The 19,553-nt window shown below is 59.8% G+C and carries 20 protein-coding genes; 14 read left to right on the forward strand and 6 right to left on the reverse strand.

Features of this window, described 5'->3' with window-relative positions; genetic code table 11:
• Positions 1–190 precede the first annotated feature (190 nt).
• Positions 191–1,150: a hydroxymethylbilane synthase gene (gene hemC / locus ACXAGD_RS00565; protein WP_475207874.1), complete on the reverse strand. Its 960-nt coding sequence runs from the start codon at positions 1,148–1,150 to the stop codon at positions 191–193.
• Positions 1,151–1,257: 107 nt separating this feature from the next.
• Between hemC and hemE the strand changes: the two genes are divergently transcribed.
• Positions 1,258–2,292, forward strand: a complete 1,035-nt coding sequence (gene hemE / locus ACXAGD_RS00570) for a uroporphyrinogen decarboxylase (RefSeq protein WP_475207875.1) — start codon at positions 1,258–1,260, stop codon at positions 2,290–2,292.
• Between the two features lie 60 nt (positions 2,293–2,352).
• Here hemE and ACXAGD_RS00575 read toward each other — a convergent pair whose 3' ends face one another.
• Positions 2,353–3,462 carry a CaiB/BaiF CoA transferase family protein gene (locus ACXAGD_RS00575; RefSeq protein ID WP_475207876.1) on the reverse strand — a complete coding sequence of 370 codons (1,110 nt, stop codon included), beginning with the start codon at positions 3,460–3,462 and terminating at the stop codon, positions 2,353–2,355.
• A gap of 153 nt (positions 3,463–3,615) precedes the next feature.
• Here ACXAGD_RS00575 and ACXAGD_RS00580 point away from each other — a divergent pair, with 153 nt between their 5' ends.
• From ACXAGD_RS00580 to uvrC, 6 genes are all read left to right on the forward strand, one after another.
• Positions 3,616–4,545: an ABC transporter ATP-binding protein gene (locus tag ACXAGD_RS00580; RefSeq protein WP_475207877.1), complete on the forward strand. Its 930-nt coding sequence runs from the start codon at positions 3,616–3,618 to the stop codon at positions 4,543–4,545.
• Positions 4,542–5,303 (forward strand): ABC transporter permease, encoded by a 762-nt coding sequence (locus tag ACXAGD_RS00585; protein WP_475207878.1) that lies wholly within the window; start codon positions 4,542–4,544, stop codon positions 5,301–5,303. Before ACXAGD_RS00580 ends, ACXAGD_RS00585 begins: the two co-directional genes overlap by 4 nt.
• A gap of 113 nt (positions 5,304–5,416) precedes the next feature.
• Positions 5,417–6,214 carry a S49 family peptidase gene (locus tag ACXAGD_RS00590; protein ID WP_475207879.1) on the forward strand — a complete coding sequence of 266 codons (798 nt, stop codon included), beginning with the start codon at positions 5,417–5,419 and terminating at the stop codon, positions 6,212–6,214.
• A gap of 168 nt (positions 6,215–6,382) precedes the next feature.
• The gene (locus tag ACXAGD_RS00595; RefSeq protein ID WP_475207880.1) at positions 6,383–7,354 is read left to right on the forward strand and encodes a calcium/sodium antiporter; all 972 of its coding nucleotides are present in this window, start codon (positions 6,383–6,385) and stop codon (positions 7,352–7,354) included.
• A 12-nt stretch (positions 7,355–7,366) separates the two neighbouring features.
• Positions 7,367–8,146: an SDR family oxidoreductase gene (locus ACXAGD_RS00600; RefSeq protein WP_475207881.1), complete on the forward strand. Its 780-nt coding sequence runs from the start codon at positions 7,367–7,369 to the stop codon at positions 8,144–8,146.
• A gap of 290 nt (positions 8,147–8,436) precedes the next feature.
• Complete coding sequence (gene uvrC / locus ACXAGD_RS00605; RefSeq protein ID WP_475207882.1) at positions 8,437–10,311, forward strand: excinuclease ABC subunit UvrC; 1,875 nt, start codon at positions 8,437–8,439, stop codon at positions 10,309–10,311.
• Here the strand turns inward: uvrC and ACXAGD_RS00610 are convergent.
• Positions 10,308–11,192, reverse strand: a complete 885-nt coding sequence (locus ACXAGD_RS00610; protein ID WP_475207883.1) for a DMT family transporter — start codon at positions 11,190–11,192, stop codon at positions 10,308–10,310. The genes uvrC and ACXAGD_RS00610 overlap by 4 nt on opposite strands.
• A gap of 183 nt (positions 11,193–11,375) precedes the next feature.
• On the opposite strand from ACXAGD_RS00610, the gene pgsA reads away from it, so the two are divergent.
• Genes pgsA through ACXAGD_RS00625 form a run of 3 tightly spaced genes read left to right on the forward strand, consistent with a single transcriptional unit; the run spans position 11,376 to position 12,738 of the window.
• Complete coding sequence (gene pgsA, locus ACXAGD_RS00615; RefSeq protein WP_475207884.1) at positions 11,376–12,044, forward strand: CDP-diacylglycerol--glycerol-3-phosphate 3-phosphatidyltransferase; 669 nt, start codon at positions 11,376–11,378, stop codon at positions 12,042–12,044.
• A gap of 3 nt (positions 12,045–12,047) precedes the next feature.
• Positions 12,048–12,293: a molybdopterin converting factor subunit 1 gene (gene moaD, locus ACXAGD_RS00620; RefSeq protein WP_475207885.1), complete on the forward strand. Its 246-nt coding sequence runs from the start codon at positions 12,048–12,050 to the stop codon at positions 12,291–12,293.
• Between the two features lies 1 nt (position 12,294).
• Positions 12,295–12,738, forward strand: coding sequence for a molybdenum cofactor biosynthesis protein MoaE (locus ACXAGD_RS00625; protein ID WP_475207886.1), 444 nt, complete (start codon positions 12,295–12,297; stop codon positions 12,736–12,738).
• Between the two features lie 3 nt (positions 12,739–12,741).
• Here the strand turns inward: ACXAGD_RS00625 and ACXAGD_RS00630 are convergent, their stop codons facing one another.
• The 3 genes from ACXAGD_RS00630 to ubiA all read right to left on the reverse strand — a co-directional run bounded on the left by ACXAGD_RS00630 (position 12,742) and on the right by ubiA (position 16,007).
• Positions 12,742–13,062, reverse strand: a complete 321-nt coding sequence (locus ACXAGD_RS00630) for a hypothetical protein (protein ID WP_475207887.1) — start codon at positions 13,060–13,062, stop codon at positions 12,742–12,744.
• Between the two features lies 1 nt (position 13,063).
• The gene (locus ACXAGD_RS00635) at positions 13,064–14,980 is read right to left on the reverse strand and encodes an OmpA family protein (RefSeq protein ID WP_475207888.1); all 1,917 of its coding nucleotides are present in this window, start codon (positions 14,978–14,980) and stop codon (positions 13,064–13,066) included.
• Between the two features lie 64 nt (positions 14,981–15,044).
• The gene (gene ubiA / locus ACXAGD_RS00640; protein WP_475207889.1) at positions 15,045–16,007 is read right to left on the reverse strand and encodes a 4-hydroxybenzoate octaprenyltransferase; all 963 of its coding nucleotides are present in this window, start codon (positions 16,005–16,007) and stop codon (positions 15,045–15,047) included.
• A 12-nt stretch (positions 16,008–16,019) separates the two neighbouring features.
• Between ubiA and ACXAGD_RS00645 the strand changes: the two genes are divergently transcribed.
• The 4 genes from ACXAGD_RS00645 to ACXAGD_RS00660 all read left to right on the forward strand — a co-directional run bounded on the left by ACXAGD_RS00645 (position 16,020) and on the right by ACXAGD_RS00660 (position 19,550).
• The gene (locus tag ACXAGD_RS00645; protein WP_475207890.1) at positions 16,020–16,745 is read left to right on the forward strand and encodes a 16S rRNA (uracil(1498)-N(3))-methyltransferase; all 726 of its coding nucleotides are present in this window, start codon (positions 16,020–16,022) and stop codon (positions 16,743–16,745) included.
• Between the two features lie 26 nt (positions 16,746–16,771).
• Positions 16,772–17,590 (forward strand): GNAT family N-acetyltransferase, encoded by an 819-nt coding sequence (locus ACXAGD_RS00650; RefSeq protein WP_475207891.1) that lies wholly within the window; start codon positions 16,772–16,774, stop codon positions 17,588–17,590.
• The gene (locus tag ACXAGD_RS00655; protein ID WP_475207892.1) at positions 17,587–18,114 is read left to right on the forward strand and encodes a hypothetical protein; all 528 of its coding nucleotides are present in this window, start codon (positions 17,587–17,589) and stop codon (positions 18,112–18,114) included. The genes ACXAGD_RS00650 and ACXAGD_RS00655 overlap by 4 nt, the downstream gene beginning before the upstream one ends.
• Before the next feature lie 65 nt (positions 18,115–18,179).
• Positions 18,180–19,550, forward strand: a complete 1,371-nt coding sequence (locus ACXAGD_RS00660) for a glutamate--cysteine ligase (RefSeq protein WP_475207894.1) — start codon at positions 18,180–18,182, stop codon at positions 19,548–19,550.
• Positions 19,551–19,553: the final 3 nt, after the last annotated feature.

The following is a 19,553-nucleotide window of genomic DNA, read 5'->3' on the forward strand; positions in this document are numbered from 1 at the left end:
GAAATATGACAGCGGCCCTAACCGATCAGTGATTTAGTTCAGTCTCGCCCCCTCGAATACCACTTAAGCGAATATACTGAAAAAACTTTCGACTTTATCGAGACTGTTCCTTCATCTCATCGGTGTGACACCTTGATGCCAGATCGGAATGCAACCTACAGTGAAGTAAGTCACATTACGCGAATTTTCTTTAATTTCTCCAGTCGAAGAAGCCCGGACCAGCTTTTTTCAATAGCGAATGCGCCATTGCACGGCCCATTTCGGCACCGTCGGAAATTGCGCCGGTAAGTTCTTCTGCAATCGCCTCAGAACCATCGGGGCGCAGCACCTCGCCGCGCAGGCGCAGCTGATCACCCTGCACTTCAGCCAGCCCCGCGATAGGTGTCTCGCACGAACCGTCCAATGCGGCCAACAGCGCGCGTTCGGCAACCAAACGCTGACCAGTTTCAGCGTGGTGAATAGCGTCCAGCATTCCCGCAGAGCGTGAATCGCCACTACGGCGCTCGATACCGATTGTGCCCTGTGCGATAGCAGGCAGCATGTCTTCGGGCGCGATTGCGGTGGCGGGGACGTCGTCCATGTTCAAGCGGCGGATGCCGGCCATGGCCAGAAAAGTGCAATCTGCTACGCCGTCAGCCAGTTTCTTCAGGCGGGTCTGCACGTTGCCGCGAAACTCGACCACGTTCAAGTCTGGGCGCCGGTTCAGCAGTTGCGCCTTGCGGCGCAGCGACGAAGTGCCAACCACAGCCCCCTGTGGTAGATCGTGGATCGAGCTCAGGCTAGGTGAGATGAACGCATCCCGCACATCCTCGCGCGGCAAGAAGGTATCCAGCACCAGACCCTCGGGCTGCTCCACCGGCATGTCTTTGGTGGAGTGTACCGCAATGTCGATATCGCCGCGCAGCATCGCCTCTTCGATTTCCTTGGTGAACAGGCCCTTGTTGCCGATCTCTTTCAGCGGGCGATCCGCGTCGATCATGGCGCGGTTGTCGCCGGTGGTTTTGATCACCACGATCTCGAACGCGTCTTCGGGCAGATTGAAGGCCGCGCCCAGCCGTTGCCGGGTTTCATAGGCTTGCGCCAGCGCCAGAGGCGAACCACGTGTGCCGATCTTCAGCGGTGAGGCGGGTGTGGGCAGGTTCAGTGTCATGCGCACAGCTTTAGTCGCGTCACATTGCCCTGACAATGGGGGCACACCTTGACAAATTGCCGCCGAAGGATGACCCGTTGCGGCAAACCGGATGATTGGGGGCAAAGATGGCCGAGACAAAGAAACTGCTGCGGGCGCTGGCGGGTGAGGTGCAGGACGTGCCGCCGATCTGGATGATGCGCCAGGCCGGGCGATATCTGCCGGAATACCGGGCGACACGGGCGCAGGCGGGGGATTTTCTTTCCTTATGCTACAATCCGGAACTGGCGGCCGAGGTGACCCTGCAGCCGATCCGCCGTTATGGGTTCGATGCGGCGATCCTGTTTGCTGACATCCTGTTGGTGCCGCAGGCGCTGGGCGCGGATTTGTGGTTTGTCACCGGCGAAGGCCCGCGTCTGTCGACCATCACGCAGCAATCGGAATTTGATGCGTTGAAACCGGTGGACGCCATTCACGAGACCCTGTCGCCGGTCTATGAGACCGTCCGCATCCTGTCGAAGGAATTGCCGGCCGAGACGACTCTGATCGGGTTCGCGGGCGCGCCATGGACGGTTGCGACCTATATGATCGCCGGGCGCGGCACGCCTGACCAAGGCCCGGCTCATGCGCTGCGCGAGGAAAACACAGTCCTATTCGAGGCGCTGCTGGAGCGGATTACGTTGGCGACCATCGAATACCTTTCTGCTCAGATCGAGGCCGGAGCCGAGGTGGTCAAGATCTTCGACAGTTGGGCCGGGTCGCTGAAAGGCGGCGCCTTCCAGAAATACGCGGTCGAGCCCTGCCGGGTGATCACGCAAGCTGTCAAGGAACGCCATCCCGGCATTCCGGTGATCGGCTTCCCGCGTGAGGCGGGCGATGGGTACATCGGGTTTGCAAAGGCAACCGGTGTGGATTGCGTGGCGCTGGACAACTCGGTGTCGCCGGAATGGGCAGCCGAGCATGTGCAGGTGGATGGCTGTGTTCAAGGCAACCTGGCCTCGTCACATATGGTGACGGGCGGGCAGGCCTTGGTTGATGAGACGCGGAAGATCGTTGAGGCGTTTTCGAAAGGGCCGCATATCTTCAATCTTGGCCATGGGATCACACCGGATGCGGATCCGGAGAATGTGCAACTGATGATCGACACGGTGCGCGGGCGGTAAACAGGGGAAGGGGGTCAGCCCCTTCATAGCCTGCGGCCAATTCATACCCCGAAATTTTTTTTAGCCAGATGAAGAGGCGGAAACCTGCTTCGCGTTGAGTTCGTTCAGGATGTCCTGACGGTGCTCTCCGCGGGCTGGGCTGGGTCTGGGGTGCCATTCAGCGGTTGAGAATCGCGGGGCAGCGGCGGCTTGCAGGGCGCCATCTGCCGTGCGCCATGTCTGGCGTGCGGTGTTCATCGGGTGGGCTTGCGCTTCCGTCGGGCTGAGGACCGGGGCGACGCAGGCATCGCTGCCCTGAAATAGACCCGCCCAATGATCGCGGGGTTTGCCAGCGAAGATGTCAGACAGGCGCTGGGTGAGGGCAGGCCAGGTCGCGGGATCGAATTGCGATTGAAAGTCAGGTTCGTCCGAAAGGCCCATCTTTTGCAGAAACAGCATGTAGAATTTGGGTTCGAGGCATTGAACCGTCACAAAGCCGCCATCGGAACAGGTATAGGTGCGGCTCCAATGCGGCCCGTCCAGCAGGTTTTGGCCCCGAGTGTCCGAGAAGTTGCCGGATTGGCCGATACTCATCAACAGATTCATCATATGGGCTGAGCCGTCATATATCGCGGCATCCACCACGGCGCCTTTTCCGGTTCTTTGCGCGTTCAGAAGCCCAGCAAGGATACCTGCGACCAGATACATGGCGCCCCCGCCAATGTCACCGACCAGCGTTGCCGGCGTTTGCGGTGCTTGCTTGGGCTGAGACGCATACCAAAGCGCTCCCGACAGGGCGATGTAGTTCAGGTCGTGCCCAGCCGCGTCAGACAAGGGGCTGTCCTGCCCCCAACCAGTCATGCGGCCATATATCAGCTTGGGGTTTATCTCGAGGCAGGGTTCCGGGCCAAGCCCGAGCTTTTCCATCACGCCAGGGCGGAAGCCCTCGATCAGTGCATCGGCCGAGGCGATAAGGCGTTTTGCGATCCCAAGATCGGCGGTGTCTTTCAGGTCAAGGTCAATCGACCGTTTGCCGCGATCGAGGATTGAACGTTCCGGCATACCTGGCGTTGCTGCCTGACCTTTGCGGTGAATTGTTATGACATCGGCGCCCATATCCGCCAGCAGCATGGCAGCAAAGGGGGCGGGGCCAAGCCCTTCGACCTCGATGATCCGGATACCGTTCAGCATTGTGCCCCCCTGTTTCCACGCAGGGTCCGGGGATCACCGCTAAATTGCAAGGCCTAAGGCCATACCCGCAAAAAAGCGCAGAACGTTGTGCGAAATTGGCCTGTTCTGCGCCGGTGGGGCGGGTTAGGGTCGCCGCCAGAACAGGGAACTTGCATGACAACCATTCTTTCGATCAAGGAACTGCGCAAATCCTATGCTGACGGATTTGAGGCGCTGAAAGGCGTGTCTCTGGATATCGAACAGGGCGAGATTCTGGCGCTGCTTGGTCCGAACGGTGCGGGCAAGACGACGCTGATTTCAACCATCTGCGGAATCACCACGCCGACCTCGGGCTCGGTCACGGTGGGCGGGCATGACATCCAGACCGATTTCCGCGCCGCGCGCCGGATGATCGGCCTTGTGCCACAGGAGATAGCACTTGAGCCGTTCGAGAAGGTCTGGAACACGGTTCGGCTGTCACGCGGGTTGTTCGGGCTGGGGCGCAATGATGCGCGGATTGAAGAGATTCTGCGCAAACTGTCCCTGTGGGACAAGCGCAAGAACGCGATCAAGGAACTTTCAGGCGGCATGAAACGCCGGGTGTTGATCGCCAAGGCTCTGTCACATGAACCGCGTGTCCTGTTTCTGGACGAACCGACCGCCGGTGTGGATGTCGAGCTGCGCAAGGACATGTGGGAGATCGTGGCCGAGCTGAAACAGGCGGGTGTCACCATCATCCTGACCACGCATTACATCGAAGAGGCCGAGGCCATTGCCGATCGTGTCGGTGTCATCGACAAGGGTGAGCTGCTGTTGGTGCAAGACAAAACCACGCTGATGGCGCAGATGGGTAAAAAACAGCTCGAGGTGATGCTGACCGAGCCGATCCAATCCATCCCGGACAGTCTGGCAACGCATAATCTGGCATTGAATGGAAATGGGGATGCGCTGGTCTATACCTATGACACCCATGCTGATCGCACCGGGATCACCACGTTGTTGAATGACGTGGCGCAGGCGGGTCTGGTGTTGCGTGACGTGCAAACCCGCCAGTCGAGCCTGGAAGAGATATTCGTTAATCTGGTGTCCGGAGAGCACGCATGAACTGGTCCGCCATTGCCGCCATCTACCGGTTCGAAATGGCCCGGTTCTTCCGTACGCTTGCGCAGAGCTTTCTGTCTCCGGTCCTGTCGACTTCGCTGTATTTCGTGGTGTTCGGCACCGCAATCGGCAGCCGAATTCAAGAGGTCGAGGGCGTGTCTTATGGCGCGTTCATCGTGCCGGGGTTGATCATGTTGTCGGTGGTCATGTTGGCGATTTCGAACGCGTCCTTCGGGATATATTTTCCCAAGTTCCTAGGCACGATCTACGAGCTGCTGTCGGCCCCCGTGAACTTTATCGAGATTGTGATCGGCTATGTTGGGGCTGCGGCAACCAAGTCGTTGTTTGTAGGGCTGGTCATTCTCGTAACAGCTTCATTTTTTGTGGATTTACGTATCGAACACCCGTTTGCAATGGCGGCTTTTCTGATCCTGTCCTGCCTCAGCTTTTCGCTGCTGGGGTTTATCATCGGCATCTGGGCCAGCAACTTTGAACAGATGTCGCTGGTACCGCAACTTGTAGTAACGCCGCTGATATTTCTGGGGGGCACGTTCTATTCGATTTCTATGCTGCCGCCGTTGTGGCAGACCATTACTCTGTTCAATCCGGTGGTCTATCTGATCTCGGGGTTCCGGTGGTCGTTCTACGGGTTGGCGGATGTGCCGATCGGGTTCAGCTTGTTGGCCATTGTGGCGTTTACCGGCCTGTGTCTGGGCATTATCTGGTGGATCTTCAAAACCGGGTGGCGCATTCGCAGCTAGGTTGTATCGGGCGTTGCATTTTTGCCCACCGACCCCGGGAAATGTGTTCACGTCACGTCTATCGGCCAAGCGGTCCCTTGTTTACCGGTTGGGTGCACTCTACATCGGCATCCATGAAACTCAGCCTGCCGTTTCTCAAAAAGCAACCCTGCGTGGCCGTTGTGCGCCTGTCCGGTGCCATCGGAATGGCCGGGCGTGGATCGATGTCCGATACCGCGCTGGCCCCTGTGCTAGAAAAAGCCTTTCGCAAGGGCAAGCCCGCTGCCGTCGCGCTTGAGGTCAACTCGCCCGGCGGATCGCCTGTTCAAAGCTCGCTGATCGGTGCGCGTATCAGACGCCTGTCTGAGGAACTGAATGTGCCCGTCATCGCGTTTGTCGAGGATGTGGCAGCCTCGGGTGGCTATTGGCTGGCGGCCGCTGCGGATGAGATTTACGCCGATGACAGCTCGGTGCTGGGGTCGATTGGGGTGATTTCGTCCGGTTTTGGTGCACATGTCCTGCTGAAAAGGCAGGGGATCGAGCGGCGGGTGCATACAGCAGGGCAGTCGAAATCCATGCTCGACCCGTTCTCGCCTGAAAAGAAAGAAGATGTCGCACGGCTGGAAACCCTGCTGGCTGATATCCACGAAAACTTCATCACTCATGTCAAATCTCGGCGCGGTGGCAAACTGGACGAAAGTCAGGACCTGTTCACCGGGGAAATCTGGTTGGCGCGGCGCGCGCAAGAGTTGGGCCTGATCGACGGTATCGCACATCTGAAGCCGAAGATGCAGGAACGCTTTGGCGATAAGGTCAAGTTCCGTCGCTACGGTCTGCGCAAACCGATATGGTCGCGCTTTGGTGCCTCGTTGGCGCAGGACGCAATCGCCGGGCTTGAGGAGCGTGCAGCCTACGCGCGTTTCGGTTTGTGACGTGATTATCAAGATTGTCACCCTTTTCCTGATTGCCATGGGCGTCCTGGCGATGTTCGGAAAGCTGCGCTTTCCGGGGCAAAAGCGGTTGCAATCGCAAAGATGTCCGCGCTGCGGACGGTTCAGGATCGGTAAAGGCCCCTGCGCCTGCGAAAAAGGAGGCCGTACATGACGGCATGGCTGTTATCCGGCCTTGGATTGCTGATCCTGCTGCTGGCAGGTGACGCGCTTGTACGCGGTGCGGTGAACCTCAGCCTGCGTCTGGGCGTGCCCGCATTGATCGTCAGTCTGACGATCGTGGCCTTTGGCACCTCGGCGCCCGAGCTATTGATTGCCATCAGCGCGATCAAGGAGAATGCTCCGGGCATTGCTCTGGGTAACGTGGTCGGGTCGAATACGGCGAATATCCTGCTGGTTCTTGGCGTGCCGGCCATTCTGTCGACACTACACACCAGCGAATGCAACAGCCGCAGGAACTATGTTTTCATGCTGCTGGCCTCGGTCCTGTTCATCGGTCTGGCCTTTTGTGGTGTGTTCACCCTGTTCAGTGGGGCAATTCTGCTGGCGGCCTTGGCGCTGGTGCTGTGGAATGCCTTTCGCGAGGCCAAAGCCCATCGAAAAGCCTGCGGTGAAGCGTGTGCAGATGATGAAGAGTTGGACGGTCTGGAAGAGGCCGACCCCAACATGGCCTACTGGAAAATTTCAGTCTATCTGGTGCTGGGTCTGATCGGCCTGCCGATGGGCGCGCATCTGCTGGTCGAATACGCCACGGTGATCGCCCTCACCTATGGCGTCAGTGAAACCGTGATCGGCTTGACGCTGGTTGCGGTCGGGACCTCTCTGCCGGAACTTGCTACCACGGTGATGGCCGCTATGCGGCGACAGGCAGATGTGGCGCTGGGCAACGTGATTGGGTCAAACATGTTCAACCTGCTCGCAATCGTCGGGATTGCTACGCTGGTCGGCCCGATCCCGGTTGATCCGGAATTCCTGCGGTTCGACCTGTGGGTCATGCTGGGTGCGTCGCTGCTGCTTGTGCCGTTTGTGTTTTTCAAGCGAGACATCACGCGGACCTGGGGTATTGTGTTGACTCTGTTGTATGCGGTCTACGTCGTCGTATTGCTGGCGGGATTTGACTGAGAGGAAGCATCCATGACCCGTGCGTTAGTGACCGGTGCCGGAATCCGCCTTGGCCGGGCCATGGCCCTGTATTTGGCGCACCGAGGCTATGACGTTGCGGTGCATTACGCCACTTCAGAACAGCCTGCACAGGAAACCGTAACCGAGGTTCAGTCGCTTGGCCGCAAGGCTGTGGCATTGCAAGCTGACCTGCTAGACGAGGCGCAGGTTGGCGCGTTACTACCTCGCGCGGCCGAGGCGCTGGGCGGTGAGATTACCTGTTTGGTCAACAACGCCTCAATCTTCGAATACGACAACATTCGCACGGCCACCCGGCAAAGCTGGGACCGGCATATGGACAGCAATCTACGCGCGCCGTTCGTGCTGACGCAGGCCATGGCCGAACAAGGTCTAGAGCCCGACACGGACGAGGCGGGCGAACCCGTCGCCACTGGACTGATCGTCAACATGGTCGATATGCGGGTGCGCAAGCTTACGCCCGAGTTTATGTCCTACACCATCGCCAAGATGGGTCTGTGGGCGCTTACCCGTACTGCCGCGCAGGCGCTGACGCCTGCGATCCGTGTCAATGCCATCGGCCCGGGCCCGACGATTCAGGGGCACCGGCAATCCGAAGACCACTTCAAGACACAGCGCGCCAACACGGTGCTGGAGCGTGGTGCGAACCCCTCGGATATCACCGCTGCGCTGGGGTACTTTCTGGACGCACACGCCGTAACTGGACAGCTTCTTTGCGTGGATGGCGGGCAGCATCTGGGCTGGCAAACGCCGGACGTTCTTGGGGTAGAATAGGTAATTTTGCTGCAAGTTTTGCACTGCTCGCGTTTCTGTTACCTGCCCGTTACAAAATTGTCTTTTTTTTCATATACTTGCCTTGTGCACAAAATAAAATTGTTGAAAATCAATGTCTTAAGTATGTGCCTATTTTTTGGGCAATTTAATGAATCCCTAAGTATACAAGGGGATTTGGCCGCTGCCGGAAACTTATCTTCATAGTTATCCACAGAAACCGTGGATTTGTTTTCTCTTGAACTGAAGCCCTCAAGATTGCAGCCATAGACAGGGAATCATATCTCAGGCCCATGACGACCCAAGACGAATCGAATCCGGACACTCAGCCCACCGGCTATGCATGCATCCAGCGCCATGTGAAAACGCTGGACGGCTCACCCGGTGTGTACCGGATGTTGGATGCAGACAGCCGGGTTCTGTATGTGGGCAAGGCACGGAACCTCAAAGCGCGGGTGTCGAATTATACGCGGCCCGGTCATTCGGGGCGGATCGAAAAGATGATCGCCTCAACCGCCTCGATGATGTTCCTGACAACGCGGACCGAGACCGAGGCGCTACTGCTTGAGCAGAACCTGATCAAGCAACTCAAGCCCAAGTACAACGTGTTGCTGCGGGACGATAAGAGTTTCCCCAATATTCTGGTCGCCAAGAACCACGCCTATCCGCAGATCAAAAAACATCGAGGCGCAAAGAAAGAGAAGGGCGCCTATTTCGGCCCCTTCGCCAGTGCCGGTGCTGTGAACCGGACGCTGAATCAGCTGCAAAAGGCGTTTCTGCTGCGCAATTGCTCGGATTCTATGTTCGACAGCCGGACGCGGCCTTGTCTGTTGTACCAGATCAAGCGGTGTTCAGGGCCATGTGTCGGGCTGATTTCCGAGGACGACTACCGCGAAAGCGTCAAGGATGCGGAACGTTTCCTGTCGGGCCGTTCAACCAAGGTGCAAGAGGAACTGGCCGAGCAGATGATGGCCGCCTCTGAGGCGATGGAATTCGAGCGTGCCGCAGGTCTGCGCGACCGTATCAGGGCGCTGACGCAGGTGCAGACCTCGCAGGGTATCAACCCGCGCGGTGTGGCCGAGGCGGATGTGATCGGCCTTTATATGGATAGTGGTCAGGCCTGTGTGCAGGTGTTTTTCATCCGCGCGAACCAGAATTGGGGGAATAAGGATTTCTACCCTCGGGTTGGTGCCGATGTTTCCCCGGCTGAGGCAATGGAGGCGTTCCTTGGGCAGTTCTACGACAACAAGGAGCCACCACGGCAGCTGATCCTGTCGGACGGGATCGAGAATGCCGACCTGATGGAAGAAGCTTTGTCTGAAAAAGCAGGGCGCAAAGTCGAAATCCTTGTTCCGCAGCGGGGTGAGAAACAAGAGCTTGTCGCAGGAGCTCTGCGCAATGCGCGTGAATCGCTTGCCCGCCGCATGTCGGAAAGCGCGACCCAGGCCAAGCTGCTGCGTGGTGTGGCCGAAGCGTTTGATCTGGATAACCCGCCCGGCCGGATCGAGGTCTACGACAACTCTCACATTCAGGGCACCAATGCGGTGGGCGGTATGATCGTGGCAGGTCCTGAAGGGTTCATGAAGAATGCTTATCGCAAGTTCAACATTCGCGGTGACGACCTGACCCCGGGCGATGACTTCGGGATGATGAAAGAGGTTTTGACTCGTCGCTTCACCCGCCTGCAAAAGGAAGACCCGGATCGCGACAAGGGTATGTGGCCCGATCTTCTGTTGATCGACGGTGGCGCCGGGCAAGTGAGTGCGGTGAATGAGATTATGGTCGAGCATGGTGTCGAAGACATCCCGATGGTGGGTGTTGCCAAAGGTGTCGACCGCGACCACGGCAAGGAAGAGTTTCACCGCATCGGTCAGCGCCCCTTTGCGCTGAAACGCAACGATCCCGTGTTGTACTTCATCCAGCGCCTGCGGGACGAGGCGCACCGCTTTGCCATCGGCACGCATCGCGCGAAACGCGCCAAGGCCGTGGGGGCAACGCCGCTGGACGAAATCCCCGGTGTAGGCGCGGCGCGCAAACGTGCCTTGCTGGCCCATTTCGGTAGTGCGAAAGCTGTCGGTCGCGCCAATCTGGCGGACTTGAAAGCGGTGGATGGAATCTCAGCCGGGCTGGCGCAAAAGGTCTATGATTTCTTCCACGACAAGGGTTAAGTCTTACGTCCGCGCCACAGGATATACAGGCCCGAGGCGACGATCAGCGCGCTGCCGATCCACATGGTCTGATCCAGTTGCTCACCAAACATAACCACGCCCAGACCGACGCCAAACAACAAACGGGAATAGCGGAATGGGGTAACGGCCGAGACCTCCCCGGTCCGCATGGCTTTCATCAACGCTGCATACGCCGCCGTGCCCATCAGGATTGCGCCGCCTACATGCAGGCTGGTGTGCGAGTCCAGCGAGGCCAACGGCGCGCCTTCCCAGAACTGATAGGCCAGTCCCGCGACAATGATGCAGAGAAAGCCGTAGAACCCCAGAACCTCGGTTCCAAGTGTCGCAGGCGCCGCGCGGCTGGCCAGATCCCGCCCGGCAAAGCCAAGCATTCCCAACACCGCAAGGATCGACAGGGCCGAGAAACTGTCTCCGGTCGGTTGGATGATGATCACAACGCCGATCAGACCGATCAGAATGGCGCTCCAGCGGCGCCAGCCGACCGCCTCGCCGAAGAACAGTGCTGCGCCTGCGACCACGACCAAGGGGGTAGCTTGCAGGATAACGGTCGCCGCAGACAAAGGTGTTAGCGTAATGGCCAGCACATAAAACAACCGCCCCAGAATCTCGAACAACACCCGCACTTTCATCGGGCGTGACAGCACGTCCCTGTGAAACAGGTTGGTGCCCCGCAGCAAGGCCACCGCCGCAAAGATCACCGTTCCGCCAGCGCCAAACAGGACCAGTATCTGCCAGATCGGCAAAGTGGCCGAAGCGCCCTTCAACAGCGCATCTTCCAGCGCGAACAGCGCCATTCCGGCGATCATCCATGCGCTGCCGATCAGGTTGGATCGGGGGTCGGTTTGAATATGTGCGGTCATGATCTTTGGGTACTCCTGAGCCGTCCGCCAATCTGACCGCAAAGCCGCCGCGCGCCAAGCAGTATCTGGCTGAGAGTTCCCGGTTGCGACCCTTTGCCTTTTGGCCCTGCAACTGCCTGTGATCGGGTCAGTTTTTTACCTGCCTGTCTTTTCTGTCCTGAACCGGCGATGTAGTGTCGGTCCATGAAGTGGAACCTGCCCAATATCCTGACCGTGCTGCGTCTGTTAGCCGCCCCCGGTCTGGCCGTGATGTTTCTGTATTTTACCCGCCCGTATGCCGACTGGTTTGCGCTGATCCTGTTCATGACAGCGGCGATCACCGACTGGTTCGATGGCTATCTGGCCCGCGCCTGGAAACAGGAAACCAAGATCGGCGCAATGATGGACCCGATTGCCGACAAGGCGATGGTGGTAATCGCGCTGATGATCCTTGTGGGCTATTCGACTGAACACTGGACGCCGTGGCTGGTGCTGCCTGCCACCGTGATCCTGTTCCGCGAGGTGTTTGTTTCTGGCCTGCGTGAATATCTGGGTGATACGGCGGGCACGCTGAAGGTGACGAAACTGGCCAAGTGGAAGACCACCGCGCAGATGTTTGCTATTGCGGTCTTATTCTCGCAAGGAATCTTCGAACACTATTTCGTCATGGCCACCTTCGGGATGGACCCCACGATCATTGATCAGGTTCTGACCGGGCAGGTCGAGGATCTGAATCACATCCGCTGGCATCTGGAGGGGATGTTCTGGGCGGGCCGCGTTGGTTTGTGGCTGTTGTGGATTGCCGCGACCCTGACATTGATCACCGGCTATGACTACCTACGTAAAGCCATGCCCCACCTGAAGGAGAGCTAACCGATGGACGTGCTGTATTTCGCCTGGGTGCGTGAACGGATCGGCCTGCCGAAAGAAAAGGTCGAAACGCAGGCTGAGACGGTATCCGATCTGGTCGCCGAACTCAGCGCGCGTGAAGACCGGTACGCTGCGGCTTTTGCCGATCTGTCCGCGCTGCGGGTCGCGCTGGATCAGGAGTTGTCGGATTTCGATGCTTCGCTTTCTGGTGTGCGCGAGGTTGCGTTCTTCCCGCCGATGACTGGTGGCTAAGGTGCGCATCGCAGTTCAGAAAGAGGCGTTCGATCTGGGGGCCGAGGCCAACGCATTTGCGTCGGGCAACGCAGCCAACGGCGCGATCGTAACTTTCACAGGCGTCGTGCGCGATCTGGCGTCCGGCGATCTGGACGTGATGGAGATCGAGCATTATCCCGGCATGACCGAGCGTGCATTGACCAAGATCGCCCAAGAGGCGCAGATGCGCTGGTCGCTTGGGGATGTACTGGTGATCCACCGCCACGGGCGGCTGGCCCCGGGGGATCGGATCATGATGGTGGCCACGGCAGCTCCGCATCGTAAGGACGCGTTCGAGGCGGCGGAATATTTGATGGATTACCTGAAATCCCGCGCGCCGTTCTGGAAGAAGGAAATCACAAAATCCGGTGAGGAATGGGTTGCCGCCAAGGACGAAGATGAGGACGCGCTGACCCGCTGGTAAGGGTCAATCTGCGTTGTTGATCCGTCCGCGCAGTTCTTCGGCCTCTTGCCTTGCGGCGCGCAGCCCGTCCATGGCAGCGGCCAGTTCGGCCTCGGCCTGGGTCAGCTGGTTGGTCAACTCGGCCTCGCGCTGTTGCAGGTAGGTGATCGCCTGATCGCGGGTTTCTTCGGCCTCGTGCAACTCCTGGCTCATGCGGTCTAGATCGGCCACGTCGCTTTGACGCACGCGGGACAGGCGATGCGCCAGCCAGTTCGCAAACCACCCCATGCAGAACGCCGCGAAAAGGATGACGGCGGTGGCGATGATGAATTCGATTCTGTTCAACTTACTGGTCCCCTGCATCCGCATCTGAGGCGGGTGTGTCCGTCTGTTCGGCCTCGATCGTCTCGGCCTCGATCGCGTCCAGCCCGGTTTCGGTGTTTTCCACCGGCTCGGGACGGATCAGGCGGAATTCGATCCGGCGATTTTCCTCGCGACCTTCTTCGGTGCCATTGTCGGCGATCGGTTGCGTTTCACCGTAGCCCATTGCGGTAAAGCTGGCAGTGGGCACACGGCGCCCGCGCAACTCGTTCAGGATGGACTGAGCGCGCGACTGGCTGAGCTGCTGGTTCATCTCTTCGCGGCCCTGACTGTCGGTATGGCCCTGAATCTCCAGCCGGATCGGGCCGCATTCGCGCAGGATGTCGGCAATCTGATTCACCGTATCGCGCGAGTCGGCGGCGACGGTGGCCGAGCCGGGCTCGAACGCGATCTTGGTGCCAGCCTGAACTTCGGCGATGCGTTCTTCGCACACCTCGGGGTCAGGCAGTTTGTCGGCGGGTTCAGGCGGTTCCTGATAGATGATGGACAGTGTGAACTCCTGCGCATCACCCAGTTTTTCAGACAACAGCCCGGCGATCTGTGCTTTTGTCTCGGGGTCATGGCTGATGCCGTTCAGAACCAGGTCGTCCGGAGTGACAGTCAGCGCACCGTTATGCAGCTGGGCCAGCGCTTCAAGCCCGGTCAATACACGTACCGGCCAACCCACCGGCAGGCCGTCGGGCGCGATGCGGGTTGCAGTGTGAACCTGTTCCGAGCCAAAAGCGGCGCGGGCATAGCTGTCGACCATGTCGCGCTGGGTGTCGTCGCCCAGACGCCCGCGTATTTGTACCAGGCCTTCGGGGCTGCGTGTGGCGGTGAATTCGGGCGGACCAGCCTCGCCTTCAACTTCCGGTTCCGGCAGAATGGCGTGCAGAGCAAATACCGGAGGCAAAGCGCTTTCAAGCTCGCCCACCACACGATCGAACGCCCCGGCGTCGGTGCCTTGCGCAGCGGCCAGTGTGATATCCGCATCCGACATAGTTACCGAACCGCCGCCCAGATCGGCCAGAGCGTTGATGCTCAGCACGGCAGCCTCAGACCAACGGGGCGAGGGTACGCCCAAGCCAATAGTGCAGCTATAGGTGTTGGTCATACCAGCCTCTTGCGCGGCGGCTATGATTGCCTCGCGCGCCTTTTCGTCTTGCGCCGAGCAGGCGTCGAACTGGCCGCCATTCTCGTCGATCAAAAAGCGCAGGGTAAAGGGCGTGATCACCGGGCGCGGGGCCGAGATCGACAGACCGATCCGCAGGCTTGGCGGCGCAGCGCGGGTCAGATCCTGTTCAAGTCGTTCCTTCTCCTGCTGACTGTCGGCAATCGCGGTGATCTTGACCAGACCGGGGCTGGCCGAGATTTTGGCACGTGGCAGGCGCGTCAAGGCGTCAACAGCATAGGTTATCGCGTCGTCCCAGCCTTTGGGCTTGGGATAATCCGCGGTTTCCATCAGGTCCGAAACCGGGGCGCCGCCATCCAGATCGCTGAGCCGCTCCATCAGCGCCTCGCGGTCCTCGCCGACCGGGATCAGGCCGATCACCGAGATGCCGCTGTCATTGCGCAAGATCTCGGCGGAAAAACGGGGGGCGGCCAGCTCGGTTGTCGGGGCCACCTGCATCTCGTCGATCACGCGCGAGGTGTCGACCTCGGTGCCGGCCGCGGTCAGCGCGTTGAACCGGGTTGCCTCATCTGTGGCGGTGCCTGTCAGCACGACGCGCAAGCCGTCGGAATGCACCTCGGCCCAGTCATGGCCTTTCAGGTCCAGCGCCCGGCGCACTGCGAATTCGGAGGTCTCTTCGACCTTGGTTACCGCAAAGCTGGCGGCAAGCAGGCAAACACCCGCCGACACGAGGAAGATAAGACCAACGGCAAAGAAATAGGGCAAACGCATGTGCGGGTTATCGACTCCTCAAGCGATAATGCGAACTCATACAGAGGCGCGCGGTCAGGTGCAATCAGAGCAGAAGCGCGACGCAGAGGAAGATCAGCGGAATAAGGCCAGTGTCCCGGTTTGCGCGGAACAGTTGCAGCAGTTTCGCGTTATCTTCGATATCCAGTCCGCGCAATTGCCATGCCATGTGCCAGCCCATTGCCCAAGGCCCACCCAAGGCAACGGCCAAAGCCAGCACCGAGGCCTGCGCCAGCGCTCCGTCGATGATCGCCAGCCCCATCAGGAAGACCGTGGCTACAAGGAAGTATTTCAGCCAGCGTGCGGTATCGGTGCCAAACAGGCGGGCAGTGGACTTGATGCCGATCAGCTCGTCATCCTCGGCGTCCTGATGGGCATAGATCGTGTCATAAAACAGCGTCCAGGCGATCCCGGCCAGATAGAGCGTGATTGCCGGCACGCCGACCGTGCCGGTATGCGCCGCCCAGGCCAGCAGGATGCCCCAGTTGAAGGCCAGCCCCAGAAACACCTGCGGCCACCAGGTGAATCGCTTGGCGTAGGGATACACCGCCACCGGCAACAGCGACAGCACGCCCATGGCGATGGCGGCCTGATTGAAGCTGAGTAGAATTCCCAGCGCCAGCAGGCATTGTAGGCCCATCCAGATCACTGCCTGACGCACGCTGACCTGACCGGACGGAATCGGGCGCGACCGTGTGCGTTCGACCTGTCCGTCGAACTTACGGTCGGTGATGTCGTTCCACGTGCAGCCCGCGCCGCGCATCAGGAAGGCGCCGATGGCGCAACCGATGGCGATCCACAGATCCTCCCACCGTGGATTGCCATCGCTGAGGATCGCAAGCGCCAGACCCCACCAACAGGGAATCAGCAGCAGCCACGTGCCAATAGGCCGGTCCGCGCGGGAAAGCCGCAGATAGGGGCGGGCGAAAGCGGGCGCATATGTGTCGACCCAGTTGCCACTGACCGCATCTGCGACCTGACCGTCTGGTGTTGGGGCGTTGCCTTGCATATGTAACGTCTCATGAGTGCAAAGATCAGACTGTATGTAGAGCACCCTCTGGGTCAGGGGCAATCGGTAGATTTGACGCGCGAGCAGGCGCATTACCTGTTCGGCGTTATGCGTCTGGCCGTGGGCGGACAGGTGGCCCTGTTCAACGGCAAGGACGGAGAATGGTTGGCCGAGGTCGCCGAAGCGGGCAAGCGCGGCGGCGTTCTGAGCTGTGTGGAACGGACCAAACCGCTGCAATTGCCGCCCGACCTGTGGTTTCTGTTTGCGCCGATCAAAAAGGCGCGCACCGATTTCATCGTTGAAAAAGCGGCGGAAATGGGCGCTGCGCGGATCATGCCGGTGCAGACCGAGTTCACCAATTCCGAACGCGTCCGTCAGGACCGTCTGCAGGCCCATGCCGTTGAGGCGGCCGAGCAATGTGGCGGAACTTTCGTGCCCGAGGTCGCTGATCTGCAGCGGCTGGACCGCGTGTTGGACGCGTGGCCCGAAGGCCGCCAACTGATGTTCTGCAACGAGGCTGAGGTTGGCTCGGCCCTGCGCTTGGCTGCGAATGAAAAGGGTCTGCCTTGGGCGATTCTGATTGGTCCCGAGGGCGGATTCTCGGACCGGGAACGCGCGCGCCTGACGGCGCTTCCCTATGCGCATGTGGTCAGTCTGGGCCCGCGTATTCTGCGGGCAGATACGGCGGCGGTGGCTTCGCTTACCATGTGGCAACAGGCGTTGGGGGATTGGTCTTGAATTGGAGGCTGGCAACGGATGCCGACGTGCCAAAGATCGACGCGTTCCTGTCGCAGCACATCCAGACCTCAATGTTCCCATTGGCCAATCTGCGCGACTTTGGTCTGCGGGGTGAAGATCCGCGCGCGGTGAACATCTGGGTGTTGGGCGATGGCCCACGCGCCATCTTCTCGGTTACCAACGAAGGCATGGTGATGGCGCAATGCCCCGATTGTTCGGACGCTGAGCTTGCAGCGGCAATTGATCTGATCCGGGGTCGCAAACTGTTCGGGGTGGCGTCCGAGGCGACACAGGCGCGCCGGATCATGCAACTGGCCGGGTGGGAGGACCGTCCCGCCACCCTGAATAGTGATGAACCCGGCTTTACCCTGCAACTGGATGACCTTGAACTGCCGGACACCACCGGCGCGACCTTGGTGCCGCTGGGCGATGTTCACCGTTCTATTCCCGAAGACTGGCGCGAGAGTTATCTGGTCGAGGCAATGGATTTTGCTCCGGAACGCGCCCAGGTGCAGGCAAAAAAAGACATCGAAGCCTATAAGCATCGCGACTCGCACCGGGTTTTACTGGTCGACAACCAGCCCGTTGCGATGACCGGGTTCAACGCCCGCTTACCCGAAGTTGTGCAGATCGGAGGGGTCTATACCCCGCCCAGCCTGCGCGGGCGCGGATATGCCCGGTTGGCAGTCGGGTTACATCTGATCCAGGCGCGCAACGCCGGGGCATCTCGTGCGGTTCTTTTCGCGGCTTCTGATTCCGCAGCGCGTGCCTATATGGGTATTGGATTCAAACCCGCAGGGCAGTTTTCACTGATCCTGTTCACCAACCCCGAGGACCCGGCATGAGTTTCATCCGACCCGAAGCCAAACTGACCCTGTGGCGCTGGCGCGAAGTGCTGGTGGCGGGGCTTGTGCTGCTGGTCGGCCTAAGCTGGATCAGCGGCCCCGGCGGGCTGCTGGGCTGGCTGGGCTGGGTGCTGGTGGCCGTATCGGTGGCGCTGGCCGTGATTGGCATTCAGCGCGCCCGATTCCGCACCGGTGTCGGCGGTCCCGGAGTGGTAACCATCGATGAAGGCCAGATCACCTATCTCGGCCCGTTGGATGGCGGTATGGTCGCCACGCGGGAAATCGAACGCCTGGCGCTGGACCCGACCGCGTCGCCTGCGCATTGGGTGTTGGAACAACCAGGCCAACCGTTGCTTCACATTCCTGTGAATGCGGAAGGGGCTGAGGCTTTGTTCGATGTCTTTTCGGCTCTGCCGGGGCTGAAAACCGAACAGATGTTGGCCGAATTGAACGGCAGCGCGGCCCATCCGGTGGTGATCTGGGAACGGACGCCGTCGCGCCCTGCACACCTCAGGCTGCATTGACACTGGCGCGGTTTGCCCCCACCACTGACCAACTAGACAGACACATCAGGATCGGAGCGCGATTCATGTCCATCCCCCAATCCGGCGGCGGGCCGATCGAACGCCATGAGCAACTGGCCGAATACCTGGAATCGGGCTGCAAGCCCAAGCAGGATTGGCGCATCGGGACCGAGCATGAGAAGTTCGGCTATTGCAAAGACACCCTGAAACCGCTGCCGTTTGAAGGCACGCGCTCCATCGTGGCGGTGCTTGAAGGTCTGCGCGATCGCCACGGCTGGGCCGAAGTGCGCGAGGGTGGCCACTTGATCGGTCTGGAAAAAGACGGCGCCAATGTCAGCCTGGAGCCCGGCGGCGCGCTGGAACTGTCAGGCGCTCCGCTGGAGACGATTCACGAGACCTGCGACGAGGTGAACACCCACCTGCGCGAGGTGAAGGATATCGCTGATGAGATCGGCGTGGGGTTCATCGGTCTGGGCGCGGCTCCCATTTGGACCCATGACGAGATGCCGCTGATGCCCAAGGGCCGTTACCGGCTGATGAATGACTACATGGAGAAGGTCGGAACCATGGGCCGCGCCATGATGCGGCGGACATGTACGGTTCAGGTCAATATTGACTTCGGCTCCGAAGCCGACATGGTGCAGAAACTGCGCGTGGCGCTGGCCCTGCAGCCGGTGGCGACAGCGTTGTTTGCGAATTCTCCGTTCTTCGAGGGCAAGGTGAACGGCCAGAAAAGTTGGCGCAGCTATATCTGGCGGCATCTGGACGACGCGCGTACAGGCATGCTGCCCTTCGTGTTCGAAGAAGGGTTTGGGTTCGAGCGTTACGTGCAATACGCGCTCGATGTGCCGATGTACTTCGTATATCGCGACGGCCAGTATATCAATGCGCTAGGCATGTCTTTCCGCGACTTCCTGCAGGGCAAACTGCCCGCGCTGCCGGGTGAAACGCCGACCTTGTCCGACTGGGCCGACCATCTGACAACTGCCTTCCCCGAAGCACGGATCAAGAAATTCATGGAGATGCGCGGCGCCGATGGCGGCCCGTGGCGTCGCCTGTGCGCACTGCCCGCCTTCTGGGTTGGTCTGACTTACGATCAGGGCGCGTTGGATGCGGCGTGGGATCTGGTCAAAGGGTGGGATGCTGAAACGCGTGAGGCCCTTCGCGTTGAGGCCGCGAAAGACGGGCTGCAAGCGCAGGCCGGCAACATCAACATGCACGATCTGGCGCGTGAGGTTGTTGCGATCTCTGAGGCCGGTCTGAAATCTCGTGCCTTCCCCGGTGCGGGCGGTCTGGTCCCCGATGAAACGCATTTCCTGAACGCGCTGAAAGACAGCCTTGAGACCGGCAAGGTTCCGTCTGATGAGTTGCTGGAACACTACAACGGCGACTGGAACGGCGATCTGACCCGGATTTTCCCCGAATACAGCTATTGATCC

Source organism: Ruegeria sp. ABF4_144 (genome assembly GCF_056160045.1).

What these genes read in the sequence shown, in the direction of transcription:
- ubiA (WP_475207889.1), bottom strand. Translation starts at nt 16,007, where the DNA reads ATGCAAGGCAACGCCCCAACACCAGACGGTCAGGTCGCAGATGCGGTC.
- ACXAGD_RS00580 (WP_475207877.1), top strand. Translation starts at nt 3,616, where the DNA reads ATGACAACCATTCTTTCGATCAAGGAACTGCGCAAATCCTATGCTGAC.
- ACXAGD_RS00645 (WP_475207890.1), top strand. Translation starts at nt 16,020, where the DNA reads ATGAGTGCAAAGATCAGACTGTATGTAGAGCACCCTCTGGGTCAGGGG.
- ACXAGD_RS00595 (WP_475207880.1), top strand. Translation starts at nt 6,383, where the DNA reads ATGACGGCATGGCTGTTATCCGGCCTTGGATTGCTGATCCTGCTGCTG.
- uvrC (WP_475207882.1), top strand. Translation starts at nt 8,437, where the DNA reads ATGACGACCCAAGACGAATCGAATCCGGACACTCAGCCCACCGGCTAT.
- pgsA (WP_475207884.1), top strand. Translation starts at nt 11,376, where the DNA reads ATGAAGTGGAACCTGCCCAATATCCTGACCGTGCTGCGTCTGTTAGCC.
- ACXAGD_RS00585 (WP_475207878.1), top strand. Translation starts at nt 4,542, where the DNA reads ATGAACTGGTCCGCCATTGCCGCCATCTACCGGTTCGAAATGGCCCGG.
- ACXAGD_RS00655 (WP_475207892.1), top strand. Translation starts at nt 17,587, where the DNA reads ATGAGTTTCATCCGACCCGAAGCCAAACTGACCCTGTGGCGCTGGCGC.
- ACXAGD_RS00590 (WP_475207879.1), top strand. Translation starts at nt 5,417, where the DNA reads ATGAAACTCAGCCTGCCGTTTCTCAAAAAGCAACCCTGCGTGGCCGTT.
- ACXAGD_RS00635 (WP_475207888.1), bottom strand. Translation starts at nt 14,980, where the DNA reads ATGCGTTTGCCCTATTTCTTTGCCGTTGGTCTTATCTTCCTCGTGTCG.
- ACXAGD_RS00660 (WP_475207894.1), top strand. Translation starts at nt 18,180, where the DNA reads ATGTCCATCCCCCAATCCGGCGGCGGGCCGATCGAACGCCATGAGCAA.
- moaD (WP_475207885.1), top strand. Translation starts at nt 12,048, where the DNA reads ATGGACGTGCTGTATTTCGCCTGGGTGCGTGAACGGATCGGCCTGCCG.
- ACXAGD_RS00600 (WP_475207881.1), top strand. Translation starts at nt 7,367, where the DNA reads ATGACCCGTGCGTTAGTGACCGGTGCCGGAATCCGCCTTGGCCGGGCC.
- ACXAGD_RS00575 (WP_475207876.1), bottom strand. Translation starts at nt 3,462, where the DNA reads ATGCTGAACGGTATCCGGATCATCGAGGTCGAAGGGCTTGGCCCCGCC.
- hemC (WP_475207874.1), bottom strand. Translation starts at nt 1,150, where the DNA reads ATGACACTGAACCTGCCCACACCCGCCTCACCGCTGAAGATCGGCACA.
- ACXAGD_RS00610 (WP_475207883.1), bottom strand. Translation starts at nt 11,192, where the DNA reads ATGACCGCACATATTCAAACCGACCCCCGATCCAACCTGATCGGCAGC.
- hemE (WP_475207875.1), top strand. Translation starts at nt 1,258, where the DNA reads ATGGCCGAGACAAAGAAACTGCTGCGGGCGCTGGCGGGTGAGGTGCAG.